The following is a 14,614-nucleotide window of genomic DNA, read 5'->3' as shown; positions in this document are numbered from 1 at the left end:
CGCAGATTTCTTTCAGCGCGAGAATTTCTTTCAACGCGAATTGTATAGCTGCGTAAAAAAGCCCACGCCCACTCGTGCCTCGCTTTTAAAACCCAAGCCGTTCACCTATTCTACAAACCTTTACTGTTATGTTGGGCAAGATGCCCTTTTCCTCGGGAAGACACCACACAATGAAAAGAACACGTAACATCAACTATGATCGCTTCCGTAAAAGCTGGCGTCGCTTTCCTCTGGCGCCGCTGACGCTGGCCATTGGCTCCATACTTATGCTGGCTGGCTGCGAAAAGACGGATGAAACCGTGTCCCTCTATCAGAATGCAGACGACTGTTCTCGCGCTAACCCGTCCATGAAAGACCAGTGCACCACAACCTATAACAACGCACTGAAAGAAGCCGAGAAGACCGCGCCGAAGTACCGGAGTCAGGAAGATTGCGTCGCTGAATTCGGCGAAGCGCAGTGTACGCAGACGCCCGCGACCACCGCATCGAATCAAAACGCACCTGCCCAGGCTGGCATGACGGCGCAGCCGCACGAAAGCGGCAGTTTCTGGATGCCGTTGATGGCGGGCTACATGATGGGCCGCATGATGGGCGGCGGCGGATATGCTCAGCAGCCGCTGTTCAGCCCGCGTTCCGCGGCCAGCCCGGCGAACGGTCAGTTCGTCGACGCGAGCGGCAAAAGCTATGGCAGCGCAACAACCGGCCGTACGATCACCGTACCTAAAACCGCGATGACGCCCAAACCCGCGACCACCACCACGACGATGCGAGGCGGCTTCGGCGAGTCCATTAACCGACAACAGCAGCAGTTGAGAAAAGAGCGAGACAACTCCTCTTCCCGTTCGGGTTCAAGTTATCGTAGCCACAGTTCGATGGGTGGGTAAGGCTCAGACACAATGAAAAGAATCGCGATAGCGGAACGCCCTGACTGGCGTGAAAAAGCCGCCGAATTCGGCTTCAATTTCCATACGATGTATGACGAACCCTACTGGTGCGAAAACGCCTGCTATCAGTTCACGCTGGCCCAAATCGAAGAGCTGGAGTCGACGACGGAAGAGCTGAACCAAATGTGCCTGCAGGTGGTGGATAAAGTCGTCAACAGCGAAGCGCTGCTAACCCGATTTCGTATCCCCAAACACACCTGGGATTTCGTGCGTGAATCATGGAAAAGCCAGCAACCCGCGTTATATTCCCGACTGGATCTGGTCTATGACGGCGTCAATCCGGCGAAGCTGCTGGAAAACAACGCCGACACGCCCACCTCGCTCTATGAGGCGGCGTTCTTCCAATGGGGCTGGCTGGAAGATCAGATCAACGCCGGAAAACTGCCGCAAAACGCCGATCAGTTCAACAGCATTCAGGAGCAGCTGATTGAGCGTTTCGCCGAGCTGCGTCAGCAGCATGGCTTTGGGCTGCTGCACTTCACCTGCTGTCAGGACACCGAAGAAGATCGCGGCACCGTGCAATATCTGCAGGATTGCGCAGAGGAAGCCGGCATCGCGACGGATTTTCTCTACATTGACGAAATCGGTCTGGGTGAACGCGGTCAGTTTACCGATCCGCAAGATCAGGTCATCAGTAATCTGTTCAAGCTCTATCCGTGGGAATTTATGCTGCGGGAAACGTTTTCCACCAAGCTGGCGGACGCAGGCGTGCGCTGGCTGGAGCCCGGATGGAAGAGCATTATCTCCAATAAGGCGCTGCTGCCGCTGCTTTGGCAAATGTTCCCCAATCATCCGAACCTGCTTCCCGCCTACTTTGCGGAAGACGATCATCCGGCGATGGAAAACTATGTCGTGAAACCGCTATTTTCACGTGAAGGCGCGAACATCGACATTGTCCAAAACGGCCAGAAAATCGCCTCTGCCGACGGTCCCTACGGCGAAGAGGGCAACATCGTGCAGCAGTATCATCCGCTGCCGAAATTCGGCGACAGCTACACGCTGATCGGCAGCTGGCTGGTCGGCGACAAAGCCTGCGGCATCGGTTTGCGAGAAGACAAATCTCTGATTACACAGGACTTATCGCGTTTTTATCCGCACATTATTCTGGATTAACGCCTTTGCAGACGGCGTTCTCCTCGCCGTCTGCGTTCCCGCTTTTTACCCGCTGCGTTTCATGTTCTCAGCAAGAAAATCATTTTCTCCCTTTTATTCTCCCTTTGAAAACGTCTCCATTTGGTTAAATATCTTATCCAGCCGCAGTAGACATCATTGATGACCCGATTCATCTCGATGGGGCTGTTTTGATTTTTTGATGGAATTGAACACAAGGGAAGATCATGAAAAAAACGCTAGTGATGGCACTCCTGTTGGGTCTTCATACGGCCTCGTACGCACAAAGCGAACCCGACGCGCAAGAAACGACGCCCCACTCTTTAGCACAGGAAATCACTCAGGAAGAACTCCAGCTCAAAACATTGAGAGAAAAGGCAGAGAACGGCAGCGAAAAAGACCGACATCAGCTCACGGATCAGCTGCTGCGTAGTAACTGGCCGCCATACCGGGCGGAAGGCATTGAATGGTTAAAGCAAGAAGCGGACGCCAACGACGTGCGGGCGCAATTTCGACTGAGCAAAATTTATCTTGGCAGAATGCCCAATGAAAACGATCCGGAAAGCGGGCTGATATACCTGAAAAAGTCGGCTGAAGCCGGTTTTGCTCCCGCGCAACTGCTGATGTCCGTCGTATTGAGCAAACATCCGCAACTGCCGAGAGATTTTGAGCAGGCCAGGCTGTGGGCGGAAAAAGCCTTAAACAACCCGGATGCCACGCCGCAGTTGAAAGAGGGCGCCGACAAAATGATCGCGTTCATTGACGGACACTTGGCCCCCTAAAATCGACGTAATGCGGCGGGAAGGTGCGCAGAACCGCTCATTCGGCGTTCCTGCGTTCGATATCGTCAGCCCACTTGCACCGACAGCATGCTAAGAGAGCCCATTTCGATACCGTCGATCGGTATCGACACCGGCTCTTTATCCCGTCGACTGCCTAAAACATACAGTAGCGGCAGATAGTGATCCGGCGACGGATTAGCCAGCGCCGCATCCGGGTGCTGCATGAAGTTCACCAGCGGGTGATCGTCGCCGCAATAAGTCAGGTTGTCGCGGACAAACTGGTTAAAGGCGCTGGCCCAGGAATAGGGTGTCGTGTCCCCTTCCCACTTCACCTGACGCAGATTGTGAACGACGTTGCCGCTGGCGACAATCATCACCCCCTGATCGCGCAGCGCGGACAAACTCCGCCCTAGCTGGTAGTGATACTCCGCCGGCTGCGTACCATCGACGCTCAACTGCACCACCGGGATCTCCGCCTGCGGGAAAGCTTTGATTAAGACGCCCCAACTGCCGTGATCCAGTCCCCATTCATGTTCGTCGAGATGCACCTTTACCGGCGCCAACAGTTGCTGAATTTGTCGGGCAAGCGCCGGAGATCCCGGAGCCGGATATTGGATATCGAAAAGCGCCTGTGGAAAACCGCCGAAATCATGGATCGTACGCGGCGCATCCATCGCCGTCACTGCGGTGCCGCGGGTAAACCAATGGGCGGAAACGGCCACTATCGCTTTCGGCCGGGGCAACGTCTCACCCAGAGTCCGCCAGGTCTCCGTGTAGATATTGTCTTCCAGCACGTTCATAGGGCTACCATGACCGAGGAAAAGCGCGGGCATCCGGGAAACGTTCATAACAGTACCTTTGATTAGCGTGGAAATAGCGTAAGTGCATAGCCGCTACTCTACGCCCCAGACCGTGGGAAAACAGTCGGATAAGCATGACCAAAAGCGTCAAAAAATTTGAATTAATACCCTCACAAGCGAGCTATGAGATGGGATAGAGCAGACATAAAAAAACCGGCGCATTGCATCAGCAACACGCCGGTCGAAAGTGAGGGAGTTGACCGTTAAGCCGGGTTCTGTCGTGGACAGTCATTCATCTAGGCCAGCAATCGCTCACTGGCTCAAGCAGCCTACCCGGGTTCAGTACGGGCCGTACCATGTGAACCCCTATTTGGCCTTGCTCCGGGTGGAGTTTACCATGCCACGGTCTGTTGCCAGCCGCGCGGTGCGCTCTTACCGCACCCTTTCACCCTTACCTGATCCCGCTTACGCGGGCCATCGGCGGTTTGCTCTCTGTTGCACTTGTCGTGGGCTTGCGCCCCCCAGGCGTTACCTGGCACCCTGCCCTATGGAGCCCGGACTTTCCTCCCCTCCATCTGTCTCCCCCGAAAGGGACGGCAACGAAGCGGCGACTGTCTGGTCAACTCCGGCGCGGATGATAGGGCAAATCGCGGCCCTTGTCATCCCCGTTGGCTCACTTTTCCCCGTCTTGCTCCAGCGCATGACGGTACAAGGCGTTCTTTTTCACACCGTGGATCTCGGCCGCCAACGCCGCCGCCTTTTTCAGGGGAAGCTCGGCTTGCAGCAGCGCCAGCGTTCGCAGCGCTTCTGCGGGCAACGCGCTGTCGTCGCGGTGATACCCTTCAACGATGAGCACCATTTCGCCTTTGCGACGGTTTTCGTCCTCTTCGACCCACGCCAGCAGCTCGGCCACCGGCGCGCCATAGATGGACTCCCAGGTTTTGGTGAGTTCACGCGCCAGCACGACATAACGCTGCGGCCCCAGCACGGCGACCATATCGCGCAGGCTATCCAGCAATCGGTGCGTGGACTCGTAGTAAATCAGCGTTCGCGGTTCTTCCAACATCGCCTGCAGCGTGTCTTTTCTCGCCTTGGTTTTTGCCGGTAGGAATCCTTCATAACAGAAACGGTCCGACGCCAGCCCGGCGGCGGAAAGCGCGGCAATCGCCGCACACGCGCCCGGCAACGGCACGACGCGCACCCCCGCTTCACGGCACAGTCTCACCACGTGATAACCCGGATCGTTAATCAACGGCGTTCCGGCGTCAGACACCAGCGCCACGCTCATCCCACTTTGCAAACGGCTTAGCAGTTGCTCTGCTTTTTGTTGTTCATTGTGATCGTGCAGTGCGAACAGCCGCGCATTAATCGCGAAATGCTGTAACAATAAACCGGTATGGCGAGTATCCTCTGCCGCAATGAGATCGACGCTTTTCAAAACGTCCAACGCACGCTGAGTGATGTCTCCCAGGTTGCCGATAGGCGTCGGGACAATGTAAAGGGTAGAGGCAGAAATCTCTGCTTGTTGGTCTTGTTTCATTGTTTCATCCGGGTTGCCGATTTAATATTGAGCATCTCTGAATTTATCACTGGATACAGTATGCTTCCCTTAAATTCTGTCCGCGCCCATACAGGCCGTGTCATTCCTGTCATGTTGGCGGCACTATTTCTCGCGGGCTGTCCAAGCCAGGCGCCCCAAAGTCCGTCTAACCAGCAGGTGGCGGTAAAGGCCGGCGCCACATCTGATTATTACCTGCAGCAGGTGCAGCAAGGCGGGGATGATAACAAGGCTGACTGGCAATTACTTGCTATTCGTGCCCTGATCCAGGAAGGCAAGCTGCTCCAGGCCAACGCGCAGTGGAGCGCCCTGCCCGCGGCGCTCAACGACAGACAACAGCTTGAACAGCGTCTGCTGAACGCAGAACTGGCGGTCGCCCGCAATGATATGAACGCCGCCAACAGCACGTTGTCCCAGATGGATGTCAAAACGCTATCCAGCCAACAGCAAGAGCGGTACTACCAGGCATTGATTAGCGCTAATCAGGCACAGCCGTCGCTGACCCTGATCCGTGCTTACATCGCACAAGAACCGCAGTTGCAGGGCGCTGCCCATCAGCGCAATATCGATCTGACCTGGTCTGCGCTCGCGCGTCTTAGCCCACAGACTCTCAGTTCCGTCGCGATCAACGCCGACGAAAATACGCTGGCGGGCTGGCTCGACCTGCTGACGACCTATCAGAGCAAAACCGCCGCGCCTGCCGAGCTGAAAACGGCGATTGCCGACTGGCAAACGCGCTATCCGCATCATCCGGCCGCTAAAACGCTGCCGACGGCGTTGACGCAGCCGCAGGGGACCGGGCCGGATCTGTCGACTTCCGGCGGTATTGCTCTGTTGTTGCCGTTAAACGGTCAAGCTCAGGTCTATTCGAAAGCCATTCAGGCCGGTTTCAGCGCAGCGCGAGACGGTCAGGCCACGCAAAACGCGCCAGCGCAAACGCCAGCAATCGCTCCGACGGCCCCTGCGCCGGGAGACGCGACGGCCGCCGCAACCGACTCTCAGGCGCCTACCACGCCGACGCAGGAACAACCGGCGACCGCAGCCACAACGCCATCACCGGCCCCAACGTCCAGCAACGTGGCGGTGAAGGTCTACGATACGACTGGCCAGCAGTTGGCCAACGTCATTGCTCAGGCGCAGAAAGACGGGGCCACCATGATTGTGGGGCCGCTGCTTAAAAATGACGTAGAGCAATTACCGGCGACGCAAACCACGCTGCAAGTGCTGGCCCTCAATCAACCGGAGCACGTCCAGCCTAGCCCGAATATCTGCTATTTCGCATTGTCACCAGAGGATGAAGCTCGGGATGCCGCGCAATTCATCCACAGTCAAGGCAAACAGCAGCCGCTGGTTTTGGCCCCGCGCGGTAGTTTGGGCGATCGCGTTACAGCCGCTTTCGCCGCCGCCTGGCAGCAACAGGGGGGCGCCGCGCCGTTGCAACAGCGCATCGGCGGCACCGCCGAACTGAAGCAAGCCATCAATAACGGCGCGGGTATTACTCTTAGCGGCCAGCCGATTGTCACTGAAGCAGCATCTCAACCTCCGTCAGGCACCACTATCGACGGCCTGAATATTCCAGCTCAGGTGCCCCCATCGCCCGCCAGCATCAGTGCAGGCGGCGTGGACGCGGTTTATATCATCGCCACACCGGACGAGCTGTCATTAATCAAACCCATGATCGACCTGCGCAACAAATCACGCGTTCGTGCCGCGCTCTATGCCAGCTCTCGCAGCAATCAGGCCGGTCTGGGCCCCGATTTCCGCCTGGAGATGGAAGGGCTGCAGTTTAGCGATATTCCGCTGCTGACGGGCGCTAACCCATCGCTGATGCAGCAGACAACCAGCCAGTTCCGCAACGACTATTCGCTGGTTCGCCTGTTTGCCATGGGGATGGACGCCTGGACGCTGGCGAACAACTTCTCCTCGCTACGTCAACAGCCGGGCTATCATCTGGAGGGTTCGACAGGGCAACTGAGCGCCACGCCGGATTGCGTCGTGAACCGCAAACTCACCTGGCTGCAGTTCCGCCAGGGACAGCTGGTGCCGGCATCCTGAAGACGCGAGAAACCGGAAACGATTACGAACGACAGGCTCGGCGCTATCTTGAGCGCGCGGGCCTGACGTTTGTCGCGGGCAACGTGACGCTGCGCGGCGGCGAGCTGGACTTGATCATGCGCGACGGCCCGATATGGGTGTTCGTTGAAGTTCGCTACCGACGCAATGCGGACTTTGGCGGCGCAGCCGCCAGCGTGACCCGACGCAAGCAGCAAAGATTACTGCAGGCAGCCGCTATGTGGCTATCGCGTCAAGGCGGCGGCTTCGAACATACCGACTGTCGTTTCGACGTATTGGCTATCACCGGCGACCAGCTTGAGTGGTTGCCGAACGCGTTCGCCAATCAGGAATAATTGGTTAATTCCGAAAACAAAAGAATAGGTTACCCAAACGTGCTGGATAGAATTAAAGTCTGTTTTACCGAGAGCATCCAAACCCAGATCGCCGCGGCTGAAGCTTTGCCGGATGCGATCTCGCGGGCAGCCGTCGCAATGGTGCAATCTTTGCTGAACGGCAACAAAATCCTGAGTTGCGGGAACGGGACTTCCGCCGCCAACGCCCAGCATTTTGCCGCTAACATGATTAACCGTTTCGAGACGGAGCGTCCCAGCCTGCCCGCGATCGCGCTGAACGCCGACAATGTGGTGCTGACGGCAATTTCGAATGACCGGTTGCACGAGGAGATCTATGCAAAACAGGTCCGGGCCTTGGGACAAACAGGGGATATCCTCCTGGCGATATCCACACACGGAAACAGCCGCGACATTGTAAAAGCGGTAGAGGCCGCGGTAACGCGTGACATGACCATCGTTGCGTTAACCGGCTACGATGGCGGCGAACTCGCGGGTCTGCTGGGACAACAGGATGTGGAGATTCGCATCCCGTCGCACCGCAGCGCTCGTATTCAGGAAATGCACATGTTGACTGTGAACTGCTTGTGCGATCTGATAGACAACACGCTCTTCCCACACCAGAACGATTAAGGAGTACCTCATGAGGATATATTCTTGCATTGCCGTGCTGTCTGCCGCTCTGCTGCTACAAGGTTGTATCGGCGCGGTCGCTATCGGTAGCGCAGCCGTCGCGACCAAAACCGCGACCGATCCCCGTACGGTAGGGACTCAGGTTGATGATGGTACGCTGGAAATGCGCGTTTCCAATACGTTGGCAAAAGACCAGCAGTTGAGCAAGGAAGCCCGCATCATCGCAACGGTATACCAAGGCAAGGTGTTGTTGACCGGCCAATCGCCGAATGCGGAGCTGTCCAGCCGCGCCAAACAGATTGCGCTGGGTGTGGAAGGTACGACGGAGGTGTACAACGAAATCCGTCAGGGAACGCCAATTAGCCTGGGTACCGCCTCGATGGATACCTGGATCACCACCAAAGTACGTTCTCAGCTACTTGCCAGCGATCAGGTCAAGTCCTCTAACGTCAAAGTGACCACGGAAAACAACGAAGTCTTCCTGTTAGGACTGGTGACTCGTCGCGAGGGAACTGCTGCGGCGGAAATCGCTAGCAAAGTCAGCGGCGTCAAACACGTCACCACGGCGTTTACCTATCTGGAATAAGCCGTCCCCTTCATGAACAGACCTGACCCGCCTTAACGGCGGGCTCAGGACGTCCTAGCCCCATCTTAATCCCACCTCACCGCCCGCTAGCCCTTCATACCTGCTATACCGATGGCAAAATAACCCTGTTTTACACTCTATCGATGGCCTCGCGATATTGCCTGTCAACGCGGCAAAATGTCAGAACATCATGCTGAATTTGCTAATACATTAGCTTGGCTATTGTTTTTTTTGACCCTCTCGACGCGGACTATGCTGTACGAATTGAACAACCCGGCAACAAGCGCCGGGAATTTTAGAAACAGAACCGTAGCACTATCGTAACTTGTTGTTTTTAATGAAAGCTTCGCCGCCTATCTGGCTCATTTGACGAAGCACCCACTGCTGACGGCGAGCCACATAACCCGAGGGTCTGTCGACGCGAAAGCGAATGGGATTAGGTAATACGGAAGCCAGCAGCGCCGCCTCGCTGGCGGTCAACCGGCTCGCCGACTTGTGGAAAAAATGCCGGGAGGCTCTTCTACGCCGAAGATCCCAGGGCCAAACTCCACAATATTCAGGTAAACGGTCAGAATTCGACGCTTGGTCCACGCCAGCTCCATGACCGTCGTCAGGCCGGCCTCAAGTCCTTTGCGTACCCAGCTGCGTCCATCCCACAACAGCAAATTTTTGACCGTTTGCTGAGACAAGGTGGAAGCTCCGCGGATGCGTCCTTCATTCTCCTCGTTATGCCGTAAGGCGGCATCGATCGCATCGAGGTCAAAACCCCAATGTTGTGGAAACTTTTGGTCTTCCGCCGCGATCACCGCCAGCGGCATGACATAGGCGATCTCATCCATCGAGACCCAGTCGGAATGAGCGACATAGGAAAAGTCACCTCGCAGCCATGCGCTGACCTGACGATCGATCATCACCGCCGAAAAGGGAACCGGCAGGAAGGAAAATAGCGCAATCGCCAGCAGCCAGACTCCCAACACGACCACGATGACCCGGACGATCGTGCGTTTCAAACGACTCGAAAAATGACTTAGGGCTCGGCCTGATTTCATTCAGTCAATTCCAAAACATGGGCAACCAGTTTCTCAATCCCCTGAGCCGCCTCGCCGATGGAATTCGCCAGCATGTAGGCAGGCGTCGTCACGACCTTGTGTTCGGCATCCACGACAATGTCGTCAACCGGACAAGTGACATGCATTCCCCCCATCGTTTCGATGGCTTCCGCTGTATCAATATCGTTACCAATTGTAAGTCTGACAGGAAGACCCAGCAGTCTCGGCAACATCGCCGGGGAGATGCAAATAAAGCCAATTGGTTTGCTTTTCTTATAAATTTCCTGAGTGAGTATTTTTAATTCTTCGTCGACCTGGCACTCGCTTCCACGGGTCGCAAAATCGCTTAAATTTTTTGCCGCGCCGAAACCACCGGGAACAATCAACGCATCAAGCTGTTCCGCGTCAGCCGTGGAAAGAGGCTGTATTTTACCCCGTGCGATCCGCGCTGATTCCGCAAGAACATTACGCTTTTCATCAGTCACTTGGCCGCTAAGATGATTGACGACATGCAGCTGATCTTTGTCCGGTGCAAAGCAGATAGCTTCGGCTCCGGCACGGTCTATTGCAAGTAGAGTCAAGACAGCTTCGTGGATTTCTGAACCATCATAAACACCGCATCCGCTGAGTACGACACCGACTTTTTTCATCATTAAGTCCTCATTTCATTACATCAACTAATTGATTTTTTAATTGACAAACACTAATACTAATCTACACCACACATTTTAATGATACTCGTAACGAGCAACGGCATTTTGATAGGTTGTCAGTTACCTGAAATGTACTTACCACACTTGCGAGCTAACAAACCTGAAATCAATTGCAGGTGTACCAGTTTCCCTGGTGTTGGCGCATAATTCGCGCACCCCGGCTTCGGTCGGGGTCATTTTTTTTCAGCCTTAGCCACCCACGCTTTCAACACGTCGACATCATGACGCCAATCTTGTTTCAGTTCATCAATCCACTCATGCACATTGTCCCACCATGCAGGCAACGTCGTCGTTTGAATCTGCTGAGCCACCTGCTGTAGGTGCCGTAACCCGACAGAACCCGCTGCGCCTTTGATTTTATGGCCTTCCTCTGCAATCCCCTTCTGGTCGCGCGCCGTCATATTCGACTCCAGCACCTCCAGATAGCCCGGCATCATCTGCTCAAACATATCCAGACTCTGGTGAATCAGCGAGGGACCGACCAAATCCAGATACTGCTGCAACATGGCGACGTCCAGCATCGACTCCACGGCGGAGGCATCGGTCGTCGCCTCGACGACAGCGTCCAACACGCCAGTTTCAGGCGCATCCCAATACCGTTTGATGATCGCGGTGAGCGCGGGAACCGCCAGCGGTTTGCTCAACACATCGTCCATGCCGGCATCCAGGTAGTCTTTCTTGTCCTTCAGCACGTTGGCGGTGAGCGCCACCAGCGGAGGCAACGTTTGCTGACCGTAGCGAACGCGTAGCTCGCGCGCCACATCCAGCCCGGTCATATCCGGCAGTTGGATATCCAGCAGCACCAAATCAAATTCGTCCGGATCGAACATCGCCAGCGCTTCCTGACCGGTCATCGCCACGTCGACGCTACTGCCCAGTTTTTCCAGCACTGAACGCGCAACCACGACATTCAGTTCGATATCTTCCACCAGCAGGACATGCAACGCAGGCAACGGCATTGTTTCATCGCCGTTCTCATTCGTTTCCGCTTCTTCCACCTTCGGTGCGGACACCGTCAGCGTGAAGCAGGAGCCTTCGCCCAGTTTGCTGGTAACCTGAATGTCTCCCCCCATGTTCTGCGCAAGCCGTTTGGATACGGCCAGACCGATACCGGTGCCGGTAGCCGGTTTACCGCCGTTCTGATCCTTCACCTGGTAATACATGGAAAAGATTTTTTCGAGTTCGTCATCCGGGATACCCATGCCGGAATCCGCGACCTCGAAACGCAGACCGGTGTTCTGGTCATGCCCGACGCGGATCACCACCTTGCCGCTCTGAGTGAATTTCACCGCGTTGCTCAGCAAGTTCCACAGAATCTGCCGTAAGCGCGTGCCATCGGTGATGATGCTTTTCGGCAACGGTTGCTGCAGGTCCATCTCTAGCTGTAACCCTTTGGGTTCGGCCAACAAGCCGCCCAAGTTTTCCAGATCGGCGACGAATCCGATGAAATCGACCTGCTGGTTGTCGAGCTGAACCTTGCGTCGCTCCTGTTTGTCCATTTCGATCACGTCGTTGAAGATATTGCCGAGGGTGATGGCGCTGACGTGGATGGTTTTCAGATATTTTCGCTGCTCCGCCTCCAGATGGGTGTCGAGCAGAATGCGGCTGAGGCCGACAATGCCGTTAAGGGGCGTACGAAGCTCGTGGCTGATCGTTGAGATGAAGGTAGTCTTCTCCCTACTGGCCTTCTCTAACGCGTCCTGATAACGCTTACGTTCCGTTATATCGCGTCCAAAACCCATAAGCCCATGCCGCTTACCCTGTCGGTCGTAAAACGGCACCTTGCGCAACTCGAAGCAGGATTTGCGTCCGTCCGGGTAAACCAGCCACTGTTCGTAGGTCAGGGAGACGTTATGGCGGAACACTTTTTCGTCCGTTTCAACCACCTTGGCCGCGATATCCTGCGGATAGACGTCGAAGGGCGTCAGGCCGATCATCTGCTTCTGGCTTTTGCCCAACAGCAGCTCCATTGCGCGGTTGCAGCCTGAGAACGCCTTGTTTTCGTTGCGGTAGTACACCAGATCCGGCGACGCATCGAGGAAAGAACGCAGCAACGCCGACTGTTGCTCCAGTTCCACCTGCGCCTGTTCGCGCCGCGCCATTTCTTCGCGCAGCTTGCTGAGCATCTCAAGACGCGACTCTTCGGCTTTAATGCGATCGGTGATTTCCTGGTTGAGCTGGGCGATGTTGTTTTGCAGTTTGGCGTTCAGCTCCTGATCGCGATGTCGCATCACCTCTAATTTGGCCACCAGACGCGACAGGCGCTGTCGAGACTCTTCAAGCTGCTTGACCACTACCGACAGAAAATAAACCGCCCATGGCGTGATTAAGAGGCCAAAAAAGATGGATCGCACCACATCGATGCGTTCTACCTGACCGCTGAGCAACATGGTCACCGCCATCTGAACCACCAGCGCCAAAAGCACGAGCGCGGAAGCCAGCAGAATGGAAAAGCGAACTAGCCCAAGTCTCACCATTAAATCAACGTAATACTGGGCTAACAGCCGGATTTGCTTCATAGGATTTTTCCTTCATCGAGATCCCGCAAATCATACCGTAAAAGTCATGATGCGCGGGAAATGAACAGAGGATTTAAGAACGGGATGTGGCGTCAGGCGGGAACAAAACGGAAGGCGTCGCCCAGAGCGGAACCCTGAACGCCGTACTGGGACAGATAGCGGTCGATCTCCACCATGCCGGTCCAACGATTTTCGCACCACAGCGGGGCCAGCAGCGTCGGGCGACGGGCGCTGGCGGAGATGCGGTGATAGACCACATCCGCAGGCGTATGGCGGATCATTTCACCGGCCGTGGTGACATACTGCGCCAGCGGCAACGCCGGCAATCGACCCGCACGCCACGCCTTACCCATGATGCTGCCGTCAACGATATGCAGCGGATGCAGTTTCAAACCGTCGACGCCTGCGTCAACCACGCGGCGCAGGGTGGACAAGCAACTCTTCTCGTCCTCGCCCGGCAGGCCGACGATCAAGTGCGTGCAGACTTTGAGGCCGCGCGCTCTGGCCCGTCGCGTCGTCTGCTGGTAGCAGTCAAACGTGTGGCCGCGGTTGATGCGGTGCAGCGTCTTGTCATTCGCCGTTTGCAGGCCCAATTCCAGCCAGACCTCATAGCCCTGTTGACGATAGTCGGAGAGCAGATCCAGCACCGCATCCGGGACGCAGTCAGGCCGGGTGCCGACGCACAAGCCCACCATATCGGCCTGTGTCAGCGCTTCGCGATACATGGATGCCAGAACCTGCACCTCCGCATAAGTGCTGGTGTAAGCCTGGAAATAGGCCAGATAGCGCTTGGCTCGGTTAACCTTACCGGCCTGTGCGGATAGCTGATCGGCGATGCTACGCTGCTGCATCTGTTCATCGGCGAACGAAGCTACATTGCAGAACGTGCAGCCGCCCCGGCCTAACGTGCCGTCGCGATTAGGACAGTTGAAGCCGCCGTGCAAGGTCAGCTTGTGAATTTTTTCGCCGTAACGGCGCTGGAGATCGCCGCCAAACATATTGATTAATCTTTGTAATTGCATATTCTGACTTTCCTCCTCCGCGGGAGGAGCAGCCTACCGTTTCCTCGCCCCGCGTGCGATGACGCCGATCAAGTCCCCCCTCTCGGTCATTTTGAATAATTATTCTGTTTTAGTGAAAATAAAGTCACAAATAGCTTAATTAGTTTTGTTAATCACCTGCGCGCGTCGCATTAGAAGTTGACCAGAGATTAAAAAACAGTGACATGAGTTAAAAAACGGAAATCTACCAGAATAAGATGCCATTAAGTCGAGATAACGCAGCACGTCGGGACACCAATCCGGCTTTCTTATAGTGATACACCTCACATTTCATCCGGACTTCAGGTTGAGACAATGTCTTCTTTTTATTATAAAAATCCTTACTTATCATAAATATAAGTAAATATTATCCCTGAAATACTGATTTATGTAGGGGATTTGACCTGAACAGGGTTTCTCGCTAATTTGGGAAATGGCTGGAAGCTTTCCTGACGAGACTACGACTCGTCATATT

The 14,614-nt window shown here is 55.5% G+C and carries 12 protein-coding genes, 1 other RNA gene and 1 pseudogene; 7 read left to right on the top strand and 7 right to left on the bottom strand.

The genetic code is table 11. The features are described 5' to 3' along the window. Window positions 1-170: 170 nt before the first annotated feature. The 3 genes from AU509_RS08760 (at window position 171) to AU509_RS08750 (ending at window position 2,836) form a co-directional block, all read left to right on the top strand. Entirely contained in the window at window positions 171-884 is a 714-nt protein-coding gene (locus AU509_RS08760; protein ID WP_094118157.1) for a DUF1190 family protein, read from the top strand. Window positions 885-896: 12 nt separating this feature from the next. Beyond that, window positions 897-2,057, top strand: a complete 1,161-nt coding sequence (locus AU509_RS08755; protein ID WP_085651034.1) for a glutathionylspermidine synthase family protein — start codon at window positions 897-899, stop codon at window positions 2,055-2,057. A 224-nt stretch (window positions 2,058-2,281) separates the two neighbouring features. Then, window positions 2,282-2,836 carry a tetratricopeptide repeat protein gene (locus AU509_RS08750; protein ID WP_085651035.1) on the top strand — a complete coding sequence of 185 codons (555 nt, stop codon included), beginning with the start codon at window positions 2,282-2,284 and terminating at the stop codon, window positions 2,834-2,836. Between the two features lie 65 nt (window positions 2,837-2,901). Here the strand turns inward: AU509_RS08750 and ygiD are convergent, their stop codons facing one another. The 3 genes from ygiD to rsmI all read right to left on the bottom strand — a co-directional run bounded on the left by ygiD (window position 2,902) and on the right by rsmI (window position 5,176). Further along, window positions 2,902-3,684: a 4,5-DOPA-extradiol-dioxygenase gene (gene ygiD, locus AU509_RS08745; RefSeq protein WP_085651036.1), complete on the bottom strand. Its 783-nt coding sequence runs from the start codon at window positions 3,682-3,684 to the stop codon at window positions 2,902-2,904. A gap of 200 nt (window positions 3,685-3,884) precedes the next feature. Continuing rightward, an RNA gene (gene rnpB, locus AU509_RS08740) (RNase P RNA component class A) lies at window positions 3,885-4,263 on the bottom strand. 46 nt (window positions 4,264-4,309) lie between these two features. After that, the gene (gene rsmI / locus AU509_RS08735; protein WP_085651037.1) at window positions 4,310-5,176 is read right to left on the bottom strand and encodes a 16S rRNA (cytidine(1402)-2'-O)-methyltransferase; all 867 of its coding nucleotides are present in this window, start codon (window positions 5,174-5,176) and stop codon (window positions 4,310-4,312) included. A 60-nt stretch (window positions 5,177-5,236) separates the two neighbouring features. Here rsmI and AU509_RS08730 point away from each other — a divergent pair, with 60 nt between their 5' ends. The 4 genes from AU509_RS08730 to dolP are packed head-to-tail and all read left to right on the top strand — an operon-like array spanning window position 5,237 to window position 8,818. Beyond that, entirely contained in the window at window positions 5,237-7,249 is a 2,013-nt protein-coding gene (locus AU509_RS08730; RefSeq protein WP_094118156.1) for a penicillin-binding protein activator, read from the top strand. Beyond that, window positions 7,246-7,602 carry a YraN family protein gene (locus AU509_RS08725; protein ID WP_244201039.1) on the top strand — a complete coding sequence of 119 codons (357 nt, stop codon included), beginning with the start codon at window positions 7,246-7,248 and terminating at the stop codon, window positions 7,600-7,602. The genes AU509_RS08730 and AU509_RS08725 overlap by 4 nt, the downstream gene beginning before the upstream one ends. A 39-nt stretch (window positions 7,603-7,641) precedes the next feature. After that, entirely contained in the window at window positions 7,642-8,232 is a 591-nt protein-coding gene (gene diaA, locus AU509_RS08720; RefSeq protein WP_026740721.1) for a DnaA initiator-associating protein DiaA, read from the top strand. Window positions 8,233-8,242: 10 nt separating this feature from the next. Next, window positions 8,243-8,818 carry a division/outer membrane stress-associated lipid-binding lipoprotein gene (gene dolP, locus AU509_RS08715; protein ID WP_094118155.1) on the top strand — a complete coding sequence of 192 codons (576 nt, stop codon included), beginning with the start codon at window positions 8,243-8,245 and terminating at the stop codon, window positions 8,816-8,818. Window positions 8,819-9,133: 315 nt separating this feature from the next. On the opposite strand, the pseudogene mtgA reads toward dolP, so the two are convergent. From mtgA to AU509_RS08695, 4 genes and pseudogenes are all read right to left on the bottom strand, one after another. After that, window positions 9,134-9,867, bottom strand: a pseudogene (mtgA, locus tag AU509_RS08710) (monofunctional biosynthetic peptidoglycan transglycosylase). Next, window positions 9,864-10,517, bottom strand: a complete 654-nt coding sequence (elbB, locus tag AU509_RS08705; protein ID WP_094118175.1) for an isoprenoid biosynthesis glyoxalase ElbB — start codon at window positions 10,515-10,517, stop codon at window positions 9,864-9,866. The pseudogene mtgA and the gene elbB overlap by 4 nt, the downstream one beginning before the upstream one ends. 236 nt (window positions 10,518-10,753) lie before the next feature. After that, window positions 10,754-13,099, bottom strand: coding sequence for an aerobic respiration two-component sensor histidine kinase ArcB (gene arcB / locus AU509_RS08700; protein WP_094118154.1), 2,346 nt, complete (start codon window positions 13,097-13,099; stop codon window positions 10,754-10,756). Window positions 13,100-13,191: 92 nt separating this feature from the next. Next, the gene (locus tag AU509_RS08695) at window positions 13,192-14,121 is read right to left on the bottom strand and encodes a TIGR01212 family radical SAM protein (protein ID WP_094118153.1); all 930 of its coding nucleotides are present in this window, start codon (window positions 14,119-14,121) and stop codon (window positions 13,192-13,194) included. Window positions 14,122-14,614: the final 493 nt, after the last annotated feature.

The sequence above is a fragment of the Lonsdalea britannica genome, assembly GCF_002111595.1.
Classification (GTDB): Bacteria; Pseudomonadota; Gammaproteobacteria; order Enterobacterales; family Enterobacteriaceae; genus Lonsdalea; species Lonsdalea britannica.
This window is presented reverse-complemented; position numbering and strand designations above follow the sequence as displayed.

Bases quoted from the DNA above. Each gene is read 5' to 3' on its own strand.
- AU509_RS08760 (WP_094118157.1), top strand. From the start codon at position 171: ATGAAAAGAACACGTAACATCAACTATGATCGCTTCCGTAAAAGCTGG.
- AU509_RS08755 (WP_085651034.1), top strand. From the start codon at position 897: ATGAAAAGAATCGCGATAGCGGAACGCCCTGACTGGCGTGAAAAAGCC.
- AU509_RS08750 (WP_085651035.1), top strand. From the start codon at position 2,282: ATGAAAAAAACGCTAGTGATGGCACTCCTGTTGGGTCTTCATACGGCC.
- ygiD (WP_085651036.1), bottom strand. From the start codon at position 3,684: ATGAACGTTTCCCGGATGCCCGCGCTTTTCCTCGGTCATGGTAGCCCT.
- rsmI (WP_085651037.1), bottom strand. From the start codon at position 5,176: ATGAAACAAGACCAACAAGCAGAGATTTCTGCCTCTACCCTTTACATT.
- AU509_RS08730 (WP_094118156.1), top strand. From the start codon at position 5,237: ATGCTTCCCTTAAATTCTGTCCGCGCCCATACAGGCCGTGTCATTCCT.
- dolP (WP_094118155.1), top strand. From the start codon at position 8,243: ATGAGGATATATTCTTGCATTGCCGTGCTGTCTGCCGCTCTGCTGCTA.
- elbB (WP_094118175.1), bottom strand. From the start codon at position 10,517: ATGAAAAAAGTCGGTGTCGTACTCAGCGGATGCGGTGTTTATGATGGT.
- arcB (WP_094118154.1), bottom strand. From the start codon at position 13,099: ATGAAGCAAATCCGGCTGTTAGCCCAGTATTACGTTGATTTAATGGTG.
- AU509_RS08695 (WP_094118153.1), bottom strand. From the start codon at position 14,121: ATGCAATTACAAAGATTAATCAATATGTTTGGCGGCGATCTCCAGCGC.